The 19,317-nt window shown below is 40.3% G+C and carries 15 protein-coding genes; 7 read left to right on the top strand and 8 right to left on the bottom strand.

From position 1 onward, the window contains the following. Window positions 1–773: 773 nt before the first annotated feature. From mnmE to rpmH, 5 genes are all read right to left on the bottom strand, one after another. Window positions 774–2,138, bottom strand: a complete 1,365-nt coding sequence (mnmE, locus tag ACNSN3_RS14850) for a tRNA uridine-5-carboxymethylaminomethyl(34) synthesis GTPase MnmE (RefSeq protein WP_418607939.1) — start codon at window positions 2,136–2,138, stop codon at window positions 774–776. A gap of 131 nt (window positions 2,139–2,269) precedes the next feature. Then, window positions 2,270–3,907 (bottom strand): membrane protein insertase YidC, encoded by a 1,638-nt coding sequence (yidC, locus tag ACNSN3_RS14855; RefSeq protein ID WP_010392703.1) that lies wholly within the window; start codon window positions 3,905–3,907, stop codon window positions 2,270–2,272. 8 nt (window positions 3,908–3,915) lie between these two features. After that, complete coding sequence (gene yidD / locus ACNSN3_RS14860; RefSeq protein WP_024601490.1) at window positions 3,916–4,191, bottom strand: membrane protein insertion efficiency factor YidD; 276 nt, start codon at window positions 4,189–4,191, stop codon at window positions 3,916–3,918. A gap of 126 nt (window positions 4,192–4,317) precedes the next feature. Next, window positions 4,318–4,743, bottom strand: coding sequence for a ribonuclease P protein component (rnpA, locus tag ACNSN3_RS14865; RefSeq protein ID WP_008467046.1), 426 nt, complete (start codon window positions 4,741–4,743; stop codon window positions 4,318–4,320). Window positions 4,744–4,750: 7 nt separating this feature from the next. Further along, complete coding sequence (gene rpmH, locus ACNSN3_RS14870; RefSeq protein WP_008112968.1) at window positions 4,751–4,885, bottom strand: 50S ribosomal protein L34; 135 nt, start codon at window positions 4,883–4,885, stop codon at window positions 4,751–4,753. A gap of 506 nt (window positions 4,886–5,391) precedes the next feature. Between rpmH and dnaA the strand changes: the two genes are divergently transcribed. The 7 genes from dnaA to ACNSN3_RS14905 all read left to right on the top strand — a co-directional run bounded on the left by dnaA (window position 5,392) and on the right by ACNSN3_RS14905 (window position 15,084). Further along, on the top strand, window positions 5,392–6,780 hold the full coding sequence (gene dnaA, locus ACNSN3_RS14875) for a chromosomal replication initiator protein DnaA (RefSeq protein ID WP_010392708.1): 1,389 nt from the start codon (window positions 5,392–5,394) through the stop codon (window positions 6,778–6,780). A gap of 13 nt (window positions 6,781–6,793) precedes the next feature. Continuing rightward, complete coding sequence (gene dnaN / locus ACNSN3_RS14880; protein WP_008112965.1) at window positions 6,794–7,897, top strand: DNA polymerase III subunit beta; 1,104 nt, start codon at window positions 6,794–6,796, stop codon at window positions 7,895–7,897. A 15-nt stretch (window positions 7,898–7,912) separates the two neighbouring features. Beyond that, a complete protein-coding gene (recF, locus tag ACNSN3_RS14885) occupies window positions 7,913–9,007 on the top strand; it encodes a DNA replication/repair protein RecF (protein WP_075169479.1) in 1,095 nt (364 codons plus the stop codon). Window positions 9,008–9,019: 12 nt separating this feature from the next. After that, window positions 9,020–11,446, top strand: coding sequence for a DNA topoisomerase (ATP-hydrolyzing) subunit B (gene gyrB / locus ACNSN3_RS14890; RefSeq protein ID WP_418607944.1), 2,427 nt, complete (start codon window positions 9,020–9,022; stop codon window positions 11,444–11,446). Window positions 11,447–11,586: 140 nt separating this feature from the next. Then, complete coding sequence (gene glyQ / locus ACNSN3_RS14895; RefSeq protein WP_010392717.1) at window positions 11,587–12,489, top strand: glycine--tRNA ligase subunit alpha; 903 nt, start codon at window positions 11,587–11,589, stop codon at window positions 12,487–12,489. 2 nt (window positions 12,490–12,491) lie between these two features. Continuing rightward, window positions 12,492–14,561, top strand: coding sequence for a glycine--tRNA ligase subunit beta (gene glyS / locus ACNSN3_RS14900; RefSeq protein WP_418607945.1), 2,070 nt, complete (start codon window positions 12,492–12,494; stop codon window positions 14,559–14,561). 73 nt (window positions 14,562–14,634) lie between these two features. Beyond that, window positions 14,635–15,084, top strand: a complete 450-nt coding sequence (locus tag ACNSN3_RS14905; RefSeq protein ID WP_055013147.1) for a hypothetical protein — start codon at window positions 14,635–14,637, stop codon at window positions 15,082–15,084. A gap of 199 nt (window positions 15,085–15,283) precedes the next feature. Here the strand turns inward: ACNSN3_RS14905 and tusA are convergent, their stop codons facing one another. The 3 genes from tusA to fadB all read right to left on the bottom strand — a co-directional run bounded on the left by tusA (window position 15,284) and on the right by fadB (window position 19,106). Further along, entirely contained in the window at window positions 15,284–15,523 is a 240-nt protein-coding gene (tusA, locus tag ACNSN3_RS14910; protein ID WP_008112953.1) for a sulfurtransferase TusA, read from the bottom strand. A 249-nt stretch (window positions 15,524–15,772) separates the two neighbouring features. Next, window positions 15,773–16,942, bottom strand: a complete 1,170-nt coding sequence (gene fadA / locus ACNSN3_RS14915; protein WP_010392722.1) for an acetyl-CoA C-acyltransferase FadA — start codon at window positions 16,940–16,942, stop codon at window positions 15,773–15,775. 4 nt (window positions 16,943–16,946) lie between these two features. Next, on the bottom strand, window positions 16,947–19,106 hold the full coding sequence (fadB, locus tag ACNSN3_RS14920; RefSeq protein WP_418607947.1) for a fatty acid oxidation complex subunit alpha FadB: 2,160 nt from the start codon (window positions 19,104–19,106) through the stop codon (window positions 16,947–16,949). Window positions 19,107–19,317 lie beyond the last annotated feature (211 nt).

The raw sequence follows: 19,317 nt of genomic DNA on the forward strand, positions 1-19,317 counted from the left end.
TGTAATCTTCTGATCAAGTTGTTGATAAGGTTGGGGAAAGCTCTGCTTAACTAAAAACCAATATTATTAATAATTTGCTAAGTTATTGATTTTATATTGAGTGTTAACCACCAGCTAGTACAAATTTATAGATAAAGGCGTGTTGATCTTAGTGTGGATACAAAGCATGTTGATAACTTAAAGTTGGGATCGAAAATAATTTTAAAAAATGATCTATTTATGCAGATCAGACTAAAAATCCATTTTTATTTTCTAAAAATCGCTATTTAGCTTATTTAAACACAGCATATTTTTACTTTTTATCGCTTTTAACTCATTTTCAAGGCAATAAAACCCCAATTGTGGATAACTGATCTGCAAAAAAATAATTTTCATCAATTTAAACTAAGAAATTAACTATATTTTGCTGGTGGAGTGGGCGATCAAACTTACTTTTTAGGTACGTTTTATTTTTATGGTTTGATAATTACCTATGCCCCAGCTTGAAAAGCTAATGTAATAGGTTCTCTTTTAAGGCGGAATAAGCTTAATTTTTTACTATTAATGTAGGTAGTTTATCTGTTGTTTGGTGTGATTATAGGTTTAGCTCATCTGCCTTAAACACATTTTTAAACATGAATGGAGGCTAATATTGGTGCAATTTAGCTATATTTTTTAGTCTGTTTGGTTTTTAAAGTGAGTTATTAAAATACATTTTGGCGAGTCGATATTAAAAATAGTAGGACATTAAAAAGGGCACCTAGGTGCCCTTAATGATTAAATTATTAGTTCAACTATTTACCGATACAGAACGAGCTGAAAATTTTGCCAAGCAAATCATCAGAAGTAAATTCACCAGTTATTTCGTTAAGATACTGCTGTGTTAAACGCAGTTCTTCAGCGAGGATTTCACCGGCCACGTGCATCTCTAATTGTGTTTTACCGGTATCTAAGTGATAGGCTGCGTGTTCCAGTGCATCTAAGTGACGACGGCGTGCCATAAACCCGCCCTCTGTGGCACCATCAAAACCAATGCAGGCTTTTAAGTGCTCACGCACTAGTTCTATACCGTCAGCATTTTTAGCGCTTAAACTGATGACCGGATATTGTTGCTCTTGATCCATACCAACCGTATCACCAGATAAATCGGCTTTATTCCTGATCACGGTTACGCCCATACCTTGGGGTAATTTAGCCATAAATTCAGGCCAAATAGCATGTGGATCGGTATCAGTTGTATCGGTACCATCAAGCATAAATAATACCCGATCGGCTTGGTTTATTTCATCCCAGGCACGTTCAATACCTATTTGCTCAACTTTATCTGGGCTTTCTCGTAAGCCTGCGGTGTCGATTATATGCAGTGGCATACCATCTATATGTATATGCTCACGTAATACGTCACGAGTGGTGCCAGCTATTTCAGTTACGATGGCCGCTTCTCGCCCTGCTAATGCATTAAGTAAGCTTGATTTACCTGCATTAGGACGACCTGCAATAACGACACGCATACCTTCGCGCATTATGCTACCTTGTTTGGCTTGATTGGTTACGGCATTAAGCTGCTCAATAATGGCATTCAAATCACCGCCGACTTTTCCGTCTGATAAAAAATCGATTTCTTCATCAGGAAAATCAATAGCCGCTTCTACATACATACGTAAGTGAATGACTTTTTCTACTAAGGTTTCTATGTGCTTAGAGAATTGGCCTTGAAGTGACTGTAGGGCGCTTTTAGCCGCTTGCTCACTGGTTGCATTAATTAAATCTGCAATAGCTTCAGCTTGAGTTAAATCAAGCTTGTCGTTCATGAACGCACGCTCAGAGAATTCACCAGGCTTTGCTAAACGTACACCGTCTATTTTACTTATTTCTTTAAGTAGCATATCAAGGACAACAGGGCCACCATGGCCTTGAAGTTCGAGTACGTCTTCACCGGTAAATGAGTGTGGGCCGGCAAAGTAAATTGCAATACCTTGGTCAAGCTGATCCCCTGCAAGGTTATTAAAAGGCACGTAGTCGGCAAAGCGAACTTTAGGGACTTTGCCAATTATTTTTTCAGCAACCTGTTTGGCTAGGTTTCCTGAAACGCGAATAATACCAACACCGCCTCGGCCTGGGGCAGTGGCTTGTGCTGCAATTGTATCGTGATTTATCATGCGGTTTATTTGCCAACTTAAATAACGTAATGGCGGTATTGTAACCTATCAAATAGGCACTCGCGAATGCTGTTATAAAAAATTGGCAATAAAAAAGGCGACCTAAGTCGCCTTTATATAAGTAGGGAGGATTAATCGCCCCTTACTTTAATACCTTTCTTTTCCATGCCACGGTAGATGATTAACATCTGGACAATAGAGATAAGGTTAGACACTAACCAGTAAAGTACTAAACCAGATGGGAACCATAAGAAGAACACAGAGAAGATAACCGGCATAAAGGTCATCATTTTTTGCTGCATTGGATCGGTAACCGTCATAGGTTGTAGTTTTTGCGTTATAAACATACTCGCACCAAATAAGATTGGTAATACGTAGTATGGGTCTTTCGCAGAAAGGTCAGTTAGCCAAAGTACAAATTCAGCGTGACGAAGTTCTGTAGACTCTAAGAATACATAGAACAAGGCTAAGAAGATTGGCATTTGCAGTAAAATTGGGAAACAGCCACCCATAGGGTTTACTTTTTCTTTACGGTACATTTCCATCGTCGCTTGGCCGAATTTTTGACGATCATCGCCATACTTTTCTTTTAGCGCCTTCATCTTAGGCTGTAATGCACGCATTTTAGCCATTGAGGTGTACTGTGCTTTAGTCAGTGGGTACATTAATGATTTAACAATAATAGTGATGGCAATAATTGCTACACCCCAGTTACCTAAAATACTGTGTAACCATTTTAATAGCACAAATAAAGGTTGAGAAATAAACCATAACCAACCGTAATCAACGGTTAAGTCTAAGTCAGTGTGAATCGCTTCAAGTTTATCTGACTCTTTAGGGCCCATGTAATAAGTCGCAGTAAGTACTTGCTCACTACCAGCTTGAACATTTACCGCTTCGTCTTTAACACCAATAATAGCCGCGTTACTTTTAGTGATTAAACTATAAAGTGTATTTGCTTGATCTTGCATTGGTACCCAAGCACTTACAAAGTAATGCTGTATAAAGGCAACATAACCACCTTGGGTGTTTATGTTTAGGTTTTTATCGGCCATATCTGAAAAACTATACTTTTCGTATGGTTCTTCATCAGTACCGTATGCAGCCCCTAAATAGTTTTGATCAACCATGCTGCCTTTTTCTTGTACGGTACGCTTTATTTGTGTGTAAAGCTGAACTTGTACTGGCGAGCTAGTGGTGTTGTTAACTTTATATTCTAAGCCAACATCATATTGACCCTTTTTGAATACATAGGTTTTAGTGAAACTTACACCGTTACTATCAGTAAACTGAAGAGGAACACGAAGTTCATCACCCGTTAAAGTATAAGAAGTTTGTTCTGATTGGTAAGTAGGACGACCATTTGCTGATGCATCTGGGCCATTTAAACCAATTAAACCACTTTGTGAAAAGTATTGTTTACCATCAAACTCACCAAGTAGCATGTAAGGAACATCACTGCCTTTGGTTTCTTTATAATCAATTAAGTCTGTTTCAACAATGTCACCACCTTTGGTGTCAATTTTTACTTTAAACACGTCTGTTGTAATATTTATAACAGCGCGTTTAGCTAAAGTTGTTGAAGCAGGTAAACCTGAGTCTGATGAAGCTGGAACATAATCATCTGATTCTGGTGAATTTGCTTTTAGTGTTTGTGTAGTGGCACTAGGATCGGCTTTTGGCGTGTTGTAGTCATTATTCCACTCTTGAAATAATAAAAACGACACTAGCATTAGGCCGATGAATAAAAACGTGCGTTGCGATTCCATAACAGCTCTTATTTCTCGTGTTGGTGGTTAATACGGGTTAATTTTTCAGGAACGGGGTCGTCTCCACCTGAATGTAAAGGATGGCATTTTAATATGCGTTTAACAGCTAACCAACTCCCTTTTACCGATCCATGCAAATTAATTGCTTGAATAGCGTAACTAGAGCATGTTGGATTAAAACGACAATGCGGACCTAATAGCGGGCTAATCCACTTTTGATAACCGCGGATAAATAAAACTAAACAACGTGTTGGTAAAGCAGCAAGTGGTTTAAGTAACCTCATGTTGTACATGCCCCTACGTTATGTTTAGTGAATAGATACCATGTATTTAAAGACTCACTATGAGATTTTAAACGCATGATTAAAAGGTGAGCTAAAGATACCTTAATTAACCCTGTAATTCTATTGCTATTGGGTTTGTTTAGTCGATTTAGCTGATTTGTTTGGGCGTTTTTTAAATGGTGGCGGTTTAGGGGCACCAGGTTTGCAGCGTTCATTAATCTTACGCCACAGCTTTGTAAGTTGTTTGGTTAATTCTTCATTAGACTGTTCATCAATGCCACTTTTAACCATCAACACAATATCAATATTATCGAGTGTGTGTTGATTTAAACGAAAACTTTCGCGAGCAAGACGTTTAATTCGGTTTCGTTGACATGCCTTTTTTACACGTTTTTTAGCAACAGTAAGGCCTAACCTAGGTTTTGACTGGTCACTTGGTTTTGCTAATAAGGTAAAGAAAGGAGTTGCAGCCCGAGCGGGTTCGTTAAATATGCGAGAGTAATGCGAGGGAGTTAACAGACGTAACTCCCTGCCAAAGCTAAAGTCTTCCACTTATAAATTAAGCAGAAAGAACTTTGCGGCCTTTAGCACGGCGACGAGCTAATACTTTACGGCCATTTACAGTTGCCATACGAGCACGGAAACCGTGTGTACGTTTGCGTTTTAAAACGCTAGGTTGAAAAGTTCTTTTCATAACAATCTCATCCGATCGGTTAAAGTTAAAACATCCTATGCAGGTCGCGATCCTGGCACAGGTGCCATTGCGAGCGCGAGATATTATAGATGAAGTGACGAAAAGTCAATCATAATAGAGTGCGTAAAGCATGTTTATTTATGATCAATTTTCATGATCCGATAGGATCATCATAAATAAGAAGTTTTCCACAGCCCCTGTATAAAAAGTGAATAAAAGCATGGGAAAAGTAAATTAGATCGTAAATTGTGGTCGCGATCTGCTGCCAGTTTTGTTATGATCTCTAATCAAGCTTTAAAATAAAAAGCTATTTAAATCAGTCTGTTATTATATTTATACATCGATATCAACAATTTTACAAAAATCAATCTTTTACTTGTGGATAAAGTGCATTCATAATAGTCGGTCTTGGGCTGCTTATTGAGCCATTTAAACGCAATACAGGTGTGATTTTTGAATCATTATTGATGTGCGGGAATAAAAATTATATCTCTGGGAGTTTTACTGTGTATCTGTCGGTTTGGCAAAGTTGTTTATATGTATTGCAAGATGAATTGCCTTCGCAGCAATTCAGTATGTGGGTCAGACCACTTCAAGCAGAAAGTACCGAAGATACCTTGACGATTTATGCGCCTAATCGTTTCGTACTTGATTGGGTGAGAGAGAAGTACTTAAATAGAATAAATGAATTATTGGTAGAAATTTGTGGTGTAGAAGCACCCGAGTTACGCTTTGATGTAGGTAGTAAGCCGCTATTAAATGCACAAGCTGCACCGGTGGTTGAAACACAATCAGCCCCAAGCACGCAATCAACGGCAAAACAACCACCTCGAGAACAAAAACCGGTTGTAGAACCAGCTCCTAAATCTGGTTATAAATCAAACATTAAAGAAAACTATACCTTTGATAGCTTTGTTGAGGGTAAATCTAACCAATTAGCAAAAGCGGCTGCCACTCAGGTAGCAGACAACCCTGGCTCTGCATTTAACCCTGTATTTATTTACGGTGGTACAGGCTTAGGTAAGACGCATTTATTACATGCGGTAGGCAACGGTATTATGGCCAATAAGCCCGATGCTAAAATTGTTTACATGCATTCAGAACGTTTCGTTCAAGACATGGTTAAAGCACTGCAAAATAATGCGATTGAAGAGTTTAAGCGTTATTACCGTAGTGTTGATGCATTAATGATTGATGACATTCAATTTTTTGCTAATAAAGAACGTTCTCAAGAAGAATTCTTTCATACCTTTAATGCATTATTAGAAGGTAACCAACAAATTATTTTAACCTCTGACCGTTACCCTAAAGAGATTGAAGGGGTTGAAGATCGCCTTAAATCTCGTTTTGGTTGGGGATTAACCATCGCGATTGAGCCGCCAGAGCTTGAAACACGCGTTGCTATTTTGATGAAAAAAGCCCAGCAAAGTAAAATTAACTTACCGCATGAAGTGGCATTTTTTATTGCGAAAAAATTACGTTCAAACGTACGTGAACTTGAAGGGGCATTAAACCGTGTAATTGCTAACGCAAACTTTACCGGCCGCCCAATATCTATCGACTTTGTAAAAGAAGCACTGCGTGATTTATTAGCGCTGCAAGACAAACTAGTCACCATCGACAACATTCAACGTACGGTTGCTGAATACTATAGAATACGTGTATCTGATTTACTGTCTAAGCGCCGTAGCCGCTCTATAGCAAGGCCTCGCCAAGTAGCCATGGCATTATCTAAAGAACTCACTAATCACAGCTTACCTGAGATTGGGGATGCTTTTGGTGGGCGTGACCATACAACAGTACTGCACGCGTGTCGCAAAGTTAAATCATTACGTGACGAAAGCCACGAGATTAAAGAAGATTACCAAAACTTAATAAGAACATTGTCATCTTAGGGCTGACTTTATTATGCAAATAACAATATCAAGAGAACAATTTTTAAAACCATTGGTACAAGTATCGGGTGCCATTGAGCGCAAGCATACGTTACCTATTTTATCTAACGTATTGCTCGTGGTAGAAAATGGCCAGCTTTCAATGACAGGGACAGACCTTGAAATTGAGTTAGTGGCGAGTGTATTTGTAGGTGACGATGTTGCCGATACTAAACTCACATTACCGGCTAAAAAATTACTCGATATTTGTAAAAGTTTACCGGATGGTTCTGATCTTACTTTAAGCTTGCAAGACCATCAGTTACTTTTAACCAGTGGGAAAAGTCGTTTTTCATTGACCACTTTAGCTGCTGAAGATTTTCCTAATTTAGAGCAGTGGGATGGTGAAGTTGAGTTTCAACTAACGCGTTTAGAATTACGTAAATTACTTGAAAGCACACACTTCTCAATGGCAAACCAAGATGTGCGTTATTACTTAAACGGCATGTCGTTTGAAGTTGATAACAGCGACATAAAAACAGTTGCCACTGATGGGCATCGTTTAGCTATTGCACAAAAACAACTAGGTCAGTCGTTAAATACACAGCGCCAATTAATTATACCGCGCAAAGGCGTACAAGAAATTATGCGTCTAATGGTTGCTGATCAAGAGCTGGTAACTATTCAGTTTGGTGCCAACCACATTCGTATTATTGATATTGAATTTACCTTTACGAGTAAATTAGTTGATGGTCGATTCCCTGATTACCGTCGTGTTTTACCGCGCGGTGGCGATAAGGTAATTACCGCGAATCGTGAATGGCTTCGTAATGCTTTTCAGCGTGTGTCGATTTTATCGAACGAAAAGTTTCGTGGTGTACGCTTAAATTTATCAAACGGTTTATTAAAAATTACAGCCAACAACCCAGAGCAAGAGCAAGCTGAAGAAGTGGTTGAAGTAATGTACGAGGGTGATGACCTAGAAATAGGCTTTAATGTCTCTTATGTATTAGATGTATTAAATACATTAAAAACCGAAGATGTATTATTTACCCTTGCCGATTCAAACAGTAGTGCACTTATAGAAGGTGCCGGCGATGAAGAAGCTATGTACGTTGTTATGCCAATGCGTTTATAAGATTATAAATATATAATGAGCTTAAGTCATTTGAGCCTCAAATATTTTCGTAATATTGAGGCACTGACGCTAGAACCAGTTAACGGCGTTAATATAATTTATGGTGAAAACGGCAGCGGAAAAACCAGCCTTTTAGAGGCTATTTATTACCTTTCTCACGGCAAATCTTTCCGAACCTCTAAACATAAAAGCATCATCGCTCATCAACAAGATCAGTTTGTTATTCATGGCCGCAAAGCGTTACACGATTTATCTATTCCAATAGGGATAAGTAAAACCCAAACGGGTGAAACCAATTTAAAAATACAGGGTAAGGCGAGTCGAAAAGTATCTGAACTTGCTCAACTTATGCCAGTGCAAGTTATTACACCAGAAAGCTATTCATTATTTTTTGGTGGCCCTAAAGAGCGCAGAAAATTTTTAGACTTAGGTTTGTTCCACGTGGAACATGAGTTTTTTTTCTTATGGCAATCGTTTAATAAAGTGCTAAAACAGCGCAATGCATTGTTGAAATCTAAGCCTAAGAATTATTTTGACCAAATCAAGTTTTGGGACAAAGAATTTGTTAGACTGGCTGAACAAATAAATAAATTAAGAATCGCGTATATAACTAGGTTTAAGCAGCAGTTTTTTGATAAAATGTGTGCAGAATTAACGCTAATACGCGATCTAGAAATTAGCTTTAATGCAGGCTGGAAAGAGACCGAATCTCTTTCTGATGCGTTAGAGCAAAGCTTTGAGCGAGATGCTCGCCAAGGCTTTACTAGTAAAGGCCCTCATAAGGCTGATTTTAGTTTTAGTGTCGCTGGCAGCAGTGTTGAGAATGTATTCTCACGCGGGCAGTTAAAGCTATTGTTGTATGCGTTAAAAGTAACGCAAAATAGTTTAATTGAGTCAGAGACAGATAAGCAATCTATATTGCTAATAGATGATTTACCTTCAGAGCTAAGCGAAGATACAAAAGAGAAAGTGGGTCAGTTATTGACTCATTGCAGTTCTCAAATATTTATTTCTTCAATTTTATCTGAAAGTATTTCTGCTGTGGTGGAACCCATGAAACGAGAACTAAAAATGTTCCACGTGAAACATGGCAACCTAATAACAAGATAAGTGGGATTAACCATGTCTGAGAATTATGATTCGTCGAGTATTAAAGTACTTAAAGGATTAGATGCAGTAAGAAAGCGTCCTGGTATGTATATAGGGGACACCGATGATGGTACGGGCTTACACCACATGGTGTTTGAGGTCGTTGATAACTCTATCGATGAGGCCTTAGCCGGTCACTGTGATGATATATTTGTCACAATTCACTTAGACGGTTCGGTATCTGTAAGAGATAACGGCCGTGGTATTCCTACTTCTATACATGAAGAAGAAGGTGTATCTGCAGCTGAAGTTATTATGACGGTATTACACGCTGGTGGTAAGTTTGATGATAACTCTTATAAAGTATCAGGTGGCTTACACGGTGTTGGTGTATCGGTAGTAAATGCATTATCAGAAAAGTTAAAACTAACTATTCGTCGTGAAGGTAAACTTTACGAGCAGTTTTACACTATGGGTGTTCCAGATGCACCACTTGCAGCTATTGGTGATTCTGAAACAACCGGTACTGAGTTACGTTTTTGGCCAAGTGCAGAAACGTTTACTAACCTAGATTTCCATTACGATATTTTAGCTAAGCGTTTACGCGAGTTATCGTTTTTGAACTCAGGTGTGAGCATCATTTTAAATGATGAGCGCGAAGAAAATAAGAGTGACCATTTTAAATACGAAGGTGGTATTAGAGCGTTCGTTGAATACTTAAACCGTAATAAAACGCCTGTACACAAAGGGGTATTCCACTTTACTCACGAACGTGAAGAAGACGGTATTAGTGTAGAAGTATCAATGCAATGGAATGATGCATTCCAAGAAAACATTTACTGTTTTACTAATAACATTCCACAACGTGATGGTGGTACGCACTTAGCCGGTTTTAGATCTGCGCTAACACGTACGCTTAATAACTACATGGAAAAAGAAGGCTTTAACAAAAAGGCTAAAACAACAAGTAACGCAACGGGCGATGATGCTCGTGAAGGCTTAACGGCTGTTGTTAGTGTTAAAGTTCCTGATCCTAAATTCTCATCACAGACAAAAGACAAGCTAGTATCTAGTGAAGTTAAGTCTGCTGTAGAGCAAGCAATGGCTGAAAAATTCACTGAGTTTTTATTAGAAAACCCAATGGATGCAAAAATTGTTGTTGGCAAAATTATTGATGCAGCACGCGCGCGTGAAGCCGCTCGTAAAGCACGTGAAATGACCCGCCGTAAAGGTGCTATGGATTTAGCTGGTTTACCGGGTAAACTAGCGGATTGCCAAGAAAAAGATCCAGCCCAATCTGAACTATACATAGTGGAGGGTGACTCAGCTGGCGGTTCAGCCAAGCAGGGTCGTAACCGTAAGAATCAAGCGATTCTTCCGCTTAAAGGTAAAATCTTAAACGTAGAAAAAGCACGTTTTGATAAAATGCTTTCTTCACAAGAAGTGGCAACGCTAATTACTGCACTAGGTTGTGGTATTGGCCGTGACGAATATAACCCTGAGAAATTACGTTATCACCGTATCATAATCATGACCGATGCCGACGTGGATGGTTCTCACATTCGTACTTTGCTACTAACATTCTTCTATCGTCAAATGCCGGAAATTGTTGAACGTGGTTATATTTATATTGCTCAGCCTCCACTTTATAAAGTGAAAAAAGGCAAGCAAGAGCGTTATATTAAAGATGATCCAGCATTAGTTGATTACCTTACATCTTTAGCGCTAAGCAATGCAGCACTGTACACTAGTGATAGTGCTGAAGCGGTTGATGGTGAAGCATTAGAGTCAATTGTTCACGATTATCAAAACACGGTTAAAGTTATCGAGCGCTTAAAGCGTAAGTATCCGAACACAGTTATGAACCGTTTGATTTACCAAAGTGAGCTGAAAAAAAAAGACCTTTCAGACGAAGCTAAGGTAATTGCTTGGACTAAAGAGCTGGTTGATGACTTAATTGAACGTGATGAAGATGCAACTATTTTCCATGCGGGAACTGAGCACGATACAGAGCGTAACTTGTATTATCCAGTTGTGAATATTCGTCAGCATGGTGTGGATAAAGCACACGTACTTCATTATGACTTTATTACATCAAGAGACTACCAACGCATTGCTGTAACAGGTAAAAACATTGCTAATATCATCACAGAGGGTGCATATATCCAACGTGGTGAGAAAACAAAACCTGTTGATAACTTTGTGGATGCATTGGAATGGTTGATCGCAGAGTCTAAGCGCGGGATCTACATTCAACGCTATAAAGGACTGGGTGAAATGAATCCAAATCAGCTTTGGGAAACCACCATGGATCCTAGCGCACGCCGTATGTTGCAAGTAACAATTGAAGATGCTGTTGCAGCGGATCAATTATTTGCCACTTTAATGGGCGATCAAGTTGAGCCGCGTCGTGAGTTTATTGAAACGAACGCACTGCGTGTGGTTAACTTAGACGTATAAAACATTATCGTAATCACAAAAAAGGAGCCTTAGGCTCCTTTTTTATTTTTTCAAACGCACAAACTGCTTAAAACCTGAGTGTGCACAAGGTATACTGAGGGTAATTTTCACGCTACTTCTCAGATAGTAAAAAGCCAAATATGCAAAAATATGACGTTAAAACCTTTCAAGGTTTGATCCTGGCTTTACAGGATTATTGGGCACAGCAAGGCTGTGTCATTATTCAACCACTTGACATGGAAGTGGGCGCAGGGACATTTCACCCGCAAACATTTTTAAAATCAATTGGCCCAGAGCCAATGTCGAGCGCATACGTTCAACCGTGTCGTCGTCCTACCGATGGTCGTTACGGTGAGAATCCAAACCGCTTACAACATTACTACCAATTCCAAGTTGTGTTAAAGCCATCACCAGACAATATTCAAGAGCTTTACTTAGGTTCTTTAGCTGCTGTAGGTATTGATACCCTAACTGACGAAGTTCGCTTTGTAGAAGATAACTGGGAATCACCTACATTAGGTGCGTGGGGCCTAGGTTGGGAAATTTGGTTAAATGGTATGGAGGTAACGCAGTTTACTTACTTCCAGCAGGTGGGCGGTTTAGAATGCTCACCGGTAACGGGTGAGATTACTTACGGCCTAGAGCGTTTAGCAATGTACATTCAAGGCGTAGATAGCATTTACGACCTTGTATGGGCAGACGGTCCATTTGGGCGCGTAACTTACGGTGATGTGTTCCATCAAAATGAAGTTGAGCAATCAACCTATAACTTTGAACATGCAAACGTAGCCGACTTATTTGAACAGTTTGATAAATGTGAAGCTGAGAGCCAAAAGCTAATTGAAGCAAGCCTACCATTACCAGCCTACGAGCAAGTAATGAAAGCATCGCACGCATTTAACTTATTAGACGCACGCCATGCTATTTCAGTAACCGAGCGTCAACGTTATATTTTACGCGTTCGTGCGTTATCAAAAGCGTGTGCACAAAGTTATTACGATGCACGTGAAGCACTTGGTTTCCCGCTGTGTAAGGATAAGTAAGCATGTCAGCAGAAAATTTATTAGTAGAAATTGGCACCGAAGAGTTGCCACCAAAAGCACTTCGTAAATTAGCCGAAGCCTTTGCTGCAAACTTAACAGCAGAATTAGAAAGTCTAGAACTAGGTCACCAAGGTGTGAACTGGTATGCATCGCCACGTCGTTTAGGTTTACAAGTAAAAGCACTTGAAGCTAAACAACAAGACAAAGAAGTTGAAAAACGTGGCCCTGCAACTAAAGCCGCTTTTGATGCTGAGGGTAACCCAACTAAAGCAGCCATGGGTTGGGCTCGTGGTTGTGGTATTGAAGTAAAAGATGCGCAAACACTAGAAACAGATAAGGGCGCATGGTTATTGCACATTGCTAAAGTAGCAGGGCAAGAAACCAAAACGTTAATGACCGACGCTATAAGCAAAGCGCTCGCTAAACTACCTATCCCTAAACCAATGCGTTGGGGTGCGAATAAAACACAATTTATTCGCCCTGTGCATACGGTAACTATTTTATTCGGTAGTGAATTGGTTGAGGGTGAAATTCTTGGTAAGCAAGTGAGTAATCAACTGCAAGGCCATCGTTTTCATCACCCTGAAAAAATTAGCATTGATCATGCTGATGATGTGTTTGATGTACTTAAATCAGCTTACGTTGTTGCTGACTTCGAACAGCGTAAAGCACAGATTCGCGCGCAAATAGAAGATGCAGCCAAAGCAGTTAATGCCGTTGTTGCTATGGATGAAGACTTACTTGAAGAAGTTACTTCATTGGTAGAATGGCCAGTAACGCTAACAGCCACATTTGAAGAAGCATTTTTAGATGTACCTGCTGAAGCGCTTATTTACACCATGAAAGACGATCAGAAATACTTTCCGTTATTAGATCAAGACGGCAAACTTTTAAATAAGTTTTTGTTTGTCTCTAACATCGAAAGTAAAGATCCTAGTGTAGTTATTTCTGGTAACGAAAAAGTAGTGCGCCCGCGTTTAGCCGATGCGCAGTTCTTCTTTGAAACAGATAAAAAGAAAACATTAGAAAGCCGTTTAGAATCTCTTGATAGTGTATTGTTCCAAAAACAACTTGGTACGCTTAAAGACAAGTCACAGCGTATTAGTGAACTAGCTGGTTACATTGCCGAGCAACTTGGTGCCGACAAAGAGCTAGCAGCGCGTGCAGGCTTATTAAGTAAAACAGACTTAATGACCGAAATGGTAATGGAATTTACCGATGTACAAGGTGTAATGGGAATGCATTACGCGCGTCACGATGGTGAAGCAGAAGAAGTTGCAGTGGCACAAAACGAACAATACATGCCACGTTTTGCCGGTGATAACTTACCAACTAATGTGATCAGTTGTGCAGTCGCCATTGCCGATAAGTTTGATACGCTGGTGGGTATTTTTGGCATAGGCCAAGCACCAAAAGGTGATAAAGACCCATTTGCACTTCGTCGTGCTGCTATTGGTGCATTACGTATCATGGTAGAAAAACAGCTACCGCTTGATATTTTAGACCTGGTTGCTAAATCACAAACCTTGTTTGGTGAAAAGCTGACTAACCTAAATGTATCAACGGATGTGTTTGACTTTATGCTAGGGCGCTTCCGTGCTTGGTATCAAGACGAAGGCATTGAAGTAGATGTGATTCAAGCCGTACTAGCGCGACGTCCAACGAAGCCTGTTGACTTTGATCGCCGAGTTAAAGCCGTAAGTCATTTCCGTACATTAGACGCCGCAGAATCGCTTGCAGCGGCTAATAAGCGTGTAAGTAATATTCTGGCTAAGAATGACATTACAAGCCAAGGCAATGTCGATCAGAGCTTACTCAGTGATGATGCTGAAAAAGTATTGGCTTCGCAAGTTGCAAAATTTGCCACTGATTTAGCACCACTGTACAGCGATGGAAACTACCAAGAGGCATTGAGCCAATTAGCAGGCATTCGTGAGAGTGTTGATAACTTTTTTGACAATGTCATGGTAATGGCTGACGATGAAGCTGTTAAGCAAAACCGTCTTGCGCTTTTAAGCCAGCTTAGCGGGTTATTTTTAGAAATTGCAGATATTTCTGTATTACAAAAATAACAGCTTATAGCTATTTAAAAAGCCAGCATTATGCTGGCTTTTTAGTATTCACTGTATGCAAAGGATACAAATGATGATCTCTATAAAACGAATTTTAACGTTAGCAATGGCTGGTTTACTTACGGCCTGTACCAGCCAAATTTCGATTAACGACGTGTTGCCGCAGCAAGAATTGGATCGCAGTATTTATTTAAGAGGGGATTTCACATTATGGGATGCAGAACCTCAATATCAATTTAAACAAGTCGGCCCTGCGCTTTATCAAGCTCAAGTTAAATTTTCGACCCCAGGTAAAGTGTACGAGTTTAAAATAGCCGATGCAGATTTTAGTGAAGGTTTTAACTGTGGCTACAGCGATTCACAGCCATCAGGACAAAGCCTAACACTTGGCCAATCAACGCGCGCCGATTGTAATACCATTTATAATTACTTTAGCTACACACCCGCAATCAAAGGGTCGTACATAGTCAGCATTGATTTTAGTGACTACGATAAGCCGCAAGTAACGATAACTAAAAAGTAAGAGCTGTAAGCTATAAGCAGTCAGTCGTTAGCTTAAATATAAAATAAAAAACCGTGCTTGATTTAACAAACACGGTTTTTTAATTTTTAGCTGATAGCTGATAGCTGATAGCTGATAGCTGATAGCTGATAGCTGATAGCTGATAGCTGATAGCTGATAGCTGATAGCTGATAGCTGATAGCTGATAGCTGATAGCTGATTACAACCCTTTCTTCACCACATACCTATACGGTGATTCTTCAACTTCTTTAGCCACTAGCGTGTGATCCATAAAGGTACAAAAGCTGGGAATGTCGCGGGTGGTTGAAGGGTCGTCGGCAATAATAAGCAGTGTTTCACCATCGCTCATTTTACGAATCGCAGCGCGTACCATCATCACCGGCTCTGGGCAACGAAGGCCGATGGCATCTAATTGGTGATCGGGGTTATCAAAGCTCATAAAAATTACCTGTAAAAATAGTCGCGGCTTGGTTAGGTCGGGTAGTTTAGCGTAAATAAAGCTGTTGGTTAACTATTTTACGTATAACAAAACAGCTCAACTTATTAATAGATAATCTGAAATAAGTTTAATGCACCCGATCACATTATTCATTTTAAACCTGCAAAAGCTGGTGGCATAAAAAAGGCGAACTAACTTGCGCTAGTTCGCCTTTTAATCACCAAGATGGTTTTACATGTTAAAAACTAATTAGTCTTGAACACGTTCAAATACAGTGGCAATGCCTTGGCCTAAACCAATACACATAGTTGCTAAACCGTATTTTGCGTTTTTGTCTTCCATTAAGTGAATAAGCGAGGTGCTAATACGTGAACCCGAACAACCCAGAGGGTGACCAAGTGCGATAGCGCCGCCGTTTAAATTCACTTTTTCGTCAACTACATCAGCTAAGCCTAAGTCTTTAAGCACAGGTAGTGATTGTGCTGCGAATGCTTCGTTTAGCTCAGCTACGTCAATGTCATCAATGGTAATACCGGCTTGTGCTAATGCTTTTTTACTTGCAGGTACTGGGCCGTAACCCATGATTGATGGATCGCAACCGGCAACAGCCATAGCGCGAATACGTGCACGAATTGGTAAGCCCAGTTCTTTTGCTTTTTCTTCGCTCATTACTAACATAGCTGATGCGCCGTCAGAAAGTGCAGAAGATGTACCCGCAGTAACAGAGCCCGTAGCAGGGTTAAATACTGGACGTAGCTGCGATAAACCTTCAACTGTTGTTTCTGGACGAATTACTTCATCATCTTCAACAAGAATAAGTGAACCGTCAGCATCGTGACCTTCCATTGCTAAAATTTCGCGGCGGAAACGGCCTTCAACTGTTGCAGCATGTGCACGTTGATGCGAGCGGTAAGCAAACTCATCTTGTTGCTCACGGCTAATGCCGTGAATAGTAGCAAGGTACTCAGCAGTTAAACCCATAGAGCCAGATGCTTGTGCAATTGATGTAGCTAAGCCTGGGTGAAAGTCGTTACCGTGAGTCATAGGCACGTGACCCATGTGCTCAACGCCACCAATTAGGTATGTGTCGCCAGCGCCAGTCATAATTGCGCGAGCAGCGTCATGCAATGCTTGCATTGATGAGCCACATAAACGGTTAACTGTAGTTGCTGGCACTGAATGTGGAATGCCTGCAAGTAGAGATGCGTTACGTGCAACGTTAAAGCCTTGCTCTAATGTTTGCTGTACACAGCCCCAATAAATATCGTCAATTGACGCAGGGTCAACTGCCGGGTTACGTTCTAATAAGCCTTTCATTAAATGAGCGCTTAAGTCTTCCGCACGTTTGTTTTTAAATACGCCGCCTTTTGAGCGACCCATTGGTGTGCGGATACAATCTACAATTACTGGATTATTCATGATATTAACCTTCCACCTTATAGAAAACACGGCCTTCTTCAGCCCACTTGCGAGTGTGCTCTGATACTTGGTAAATCGCACCTAGGTGAGCGTATTTGTCAGCAGTTGCTACAAAGTTAGCTAAACCTGTTTGATCTAAGTAACGGAACGCGCCGCCTCTAAATGGAGGGAAACCAACACCGTATACAAGTGCCATATCAGCTTCTTGAGGAGAAGCAACAATGCCTTCTTGTAAACAAAGTAGCACTTCGTTGATCATTGGGATCATACAACGGTCAATGATTTCTTGTTTATCAAATTCTTTTGGTGCGTCTGTAATTGGTGCAAGTAGTTCAATCGCTGTTTGGTCATGTGACTTTTTAAGACGACCGCGACGATCTGTTTCGTACTTATAGAAACCTGCTTTGTTCTTTTGACCAAAACGTTTTTCGTTAGCAAAAACAGTCACTGGGTCTTTATCTGCACGTGCCATACGCTCAGGGAAACCGTCTGCCATTACGCCAGTACAATGATAAGCCGTATCAATACCTACAACATCAAGTAGGTAAGCCGGGCCCATTGGCCAGCCAAACACGTTTTCCATTACTTTATCTACTTTTGCAAAGTTAGCGCCTTCAACCACTAATTTGCTAAAGCCAGCAAAGTAAGGGAATAAAACACGGTTTACAAAAAAGCCTGGGCAATCGTTAACAACAATCGGTGATTTACCTAGTTTAAGGGCGTAATCAACCACGGCATTAATCGTTTTATCCGAGGTTTTTGCACCACGGATAATTTCAACTAATGGCATTTTTGGTACTGGATTGAAAAAGTGCATACCACAGAAGTTTTCTGGCTTATCAAGCGCTTCTGCAAGTAGGTCGATACAAATAGTCGATGTATTTGACGTAAGTACCGTGCCTTCTGGCATATTCTTTTCAAGATCAGCAAGTACGGCTTGCTTCACTTTAGGGTTTTCTACTACGGCTTCAACAATAATGTTGGCGTTTTGTAGGTCTGCATCGTTAAGCGTTGGTTTGATTTTGCTAAGCGTTGCTAGCATTTTTTCCATCGGCATGTGGCCGCGCTTCACTTTTGCACCTAATAGTTTAGATGCTTCACCCATACCTAAATCTAGCGCATCCTGTTGGATGTCTTTCATTATGATTGGTGTGCCTTTATAAGCAGACTGGTATGCAATACCGCCACCCATAATACCCGCGCCTAATACTGCCGCTTGTTTAATTTCTACATCGCTGTGTTTAGCAAATTTACGTGCTTTACCTTTAATGTATTGGTCTGCTAAAAAGATACCCGTTTGAGCAGCAGCTTCACTAGTACGTGCTAGTTTTGCAAAGTTGGCATTTTCAATTGCCATTGCTTCGGCGCGTGAGCTGTTTGCTGCTGCTTTAATAGTGCGAACTGCCATAACTGGAGCAGGATAGTGGCCTTTGGTTTTACCCATTACCATACCTTCTGCCATTGCAAAGCTCATGCCTTGCTCAACACGGTTTAATTTAAGCGGCTGTAATTTTACAGCACGTTTTGCTTGCCAATCTAGCTTGCCAGCAATCGCTAATTCTAGTGTTGCTAAACTTGACTCTTGTAGTTTGTTGGCACTAACTACCGCGTCAAATGCACCTACTTTAAGGGCGTCAGCAGCGCGATTTTCGTTACCTGTGGTGATCCACATCATCGCGTTATCGGCACCAATAATGCGCGGAAGGCGCACTGTACCGCCAAAACCAGGCATTATGCCTAATTTAACTTCTGGTAAGCCCATTTTTGCTGAGTCACTTGCAACACGATAATCGGTAGCAAGTGCCCACTCACAGCCGCCGCCAAGCGCCAAGCCGTTTATAACACTGAGTGTTGGGAATGGTAAGTCTTCAATTGCATCAAAAACGTCAGTTGCATCTTTGATCCACGTTACTAATTCTGCTTCAGGCTTAGTAAAAGTAGGTAAAAATTCGAAGATATCGGCACCAATAATAAAGTGGTCTTTATCACTGGTAAAAATCATGCCTTTAATATCAGTGTTAGCGGCTAATTCTTTTAATGCTGCCGCGCAATCTGAAAGAGTTTGTTGAGATAATGTGTTTACAGAACCTGTAGCACAAAACTTAAACTCGGCGATGTTTTCCTTCACGAAGCTAACTTCAAAGGAATCGCTTTTATATAACATTATTATTCTCCCTAGTTGATGAACTAAGACTGGTACGATGAGTTCATATTCAGACCAGTGTGCTTGCTTTAATTTAAAAATGCAACGAAAAATTTATCTTGGTTACAAACGTCTGGTTAAAATATAGCTGGTTTGGTGCTAAGGTGGGTTTGAAAGTTTTTTTTATTCATTTTATTGCGCTGTCTTGGTGTTTATAGCTTGGGTTTTATCA

This window comes from Pseudoalteromonas sp. US3C1004, assembly GCF_048401065.1.
Classification (GTDB): domain Bacteria; phylum Pseudomonadota; class Gammaproteobacteria; order Enterobacterales; family Alteromonadaceae; genus Pseudoalteromonas; species Pseudoalteromonas undina.

Excerpts from the sequence above, each read along its gene's own strand:
- mnmE (WP_418607939.1), bottom strand. The coding sequence starts at position 2,138 with ATGATAAATCACGATACAATTGCAGCACAAGCCACTGCCCCAGGCCGA.
- yidC (WP_010392703.1), bottom strand. The coding sequence starts at position 3,907 with ATGGAATCGCAACGCACGTTTTTATTCATCGGCCTAATGCTAGTGTCG.
- yidD (WP_024601490.1), bottom strand. The coding sequence starts at position 4,191 with ATGAGGTTACTTAAACCACTTGCTGCTTTACCAACACGTTGTTTAGTT.
- rpmH (WP_008112968.1), bottom strand. The coding sequence starts at position 4,885 with ATGAAAAGAACTTTTCAACCTAGCGTTTTAAAACGCAAACGTACACAC.
- dnaN (WP_008112965.1), top strand. The coding sequence starts at position 6,794 with ATGCAAATAACAATATCAAGAGAACAATTTTTAAAACCATTGGTACAA.
- recF (WP_075169479.1), top strand. The coding sequence starts at position 7,913 with ATGAGCTTAAGTCATTTGAGCCTCAAATATTTTCGTAATATTGAGGCA.
- gyrB (WP_418607944.1), top strand. The coding sequence starts at position 9,020 with ATGTCTGAGAATTATGATTCGTCGAGTATTAAAGTACTTAAAGGATTA.
- glyQ (WP_010392717.1), top strand. The coding sequence starts at position 11,587 with ATGCAAAAATATGACGTTAAAACCTTTCAAGGTTTGATCCTGGCTTTA.
- glyS (WP_418607945.1), top strand. The coding sequence starts at position 12,492 with ATGTCAGCAGAAAATTTATTAGTAGAAATTGGCACCGAAGAGTTGCCA.
- ACNSN3_RS14905 (WP_055013147.1), top strand. The coding sequence starts at position 14,635 with ATGATCTCTATAAAACGAATTTTAACGTTAGCAATGGCTGGTTTACTT.
- tusA (WP_008112953.1), bottom strand. The coding sequence starts at position 15,523 with ATGAGCTTTGATAACCCCGATCACCAATTAGATGCCATCGGCCTTCGT.
- fadA (WP_010392722.1), bottom strand. The coding sequence starts at position 16,942 with ATGAATAATCCAGTAATTGTAGATTGTATCCGCACACCAATGGGTCGC.
- fadB (WP_418607947.1), bottom strand. The coding sequence starts at position 19,106 with ATGTTATATAAAAGCGATTCCTTTGAAGTTAGCTTCGTGAAGGAAAAC.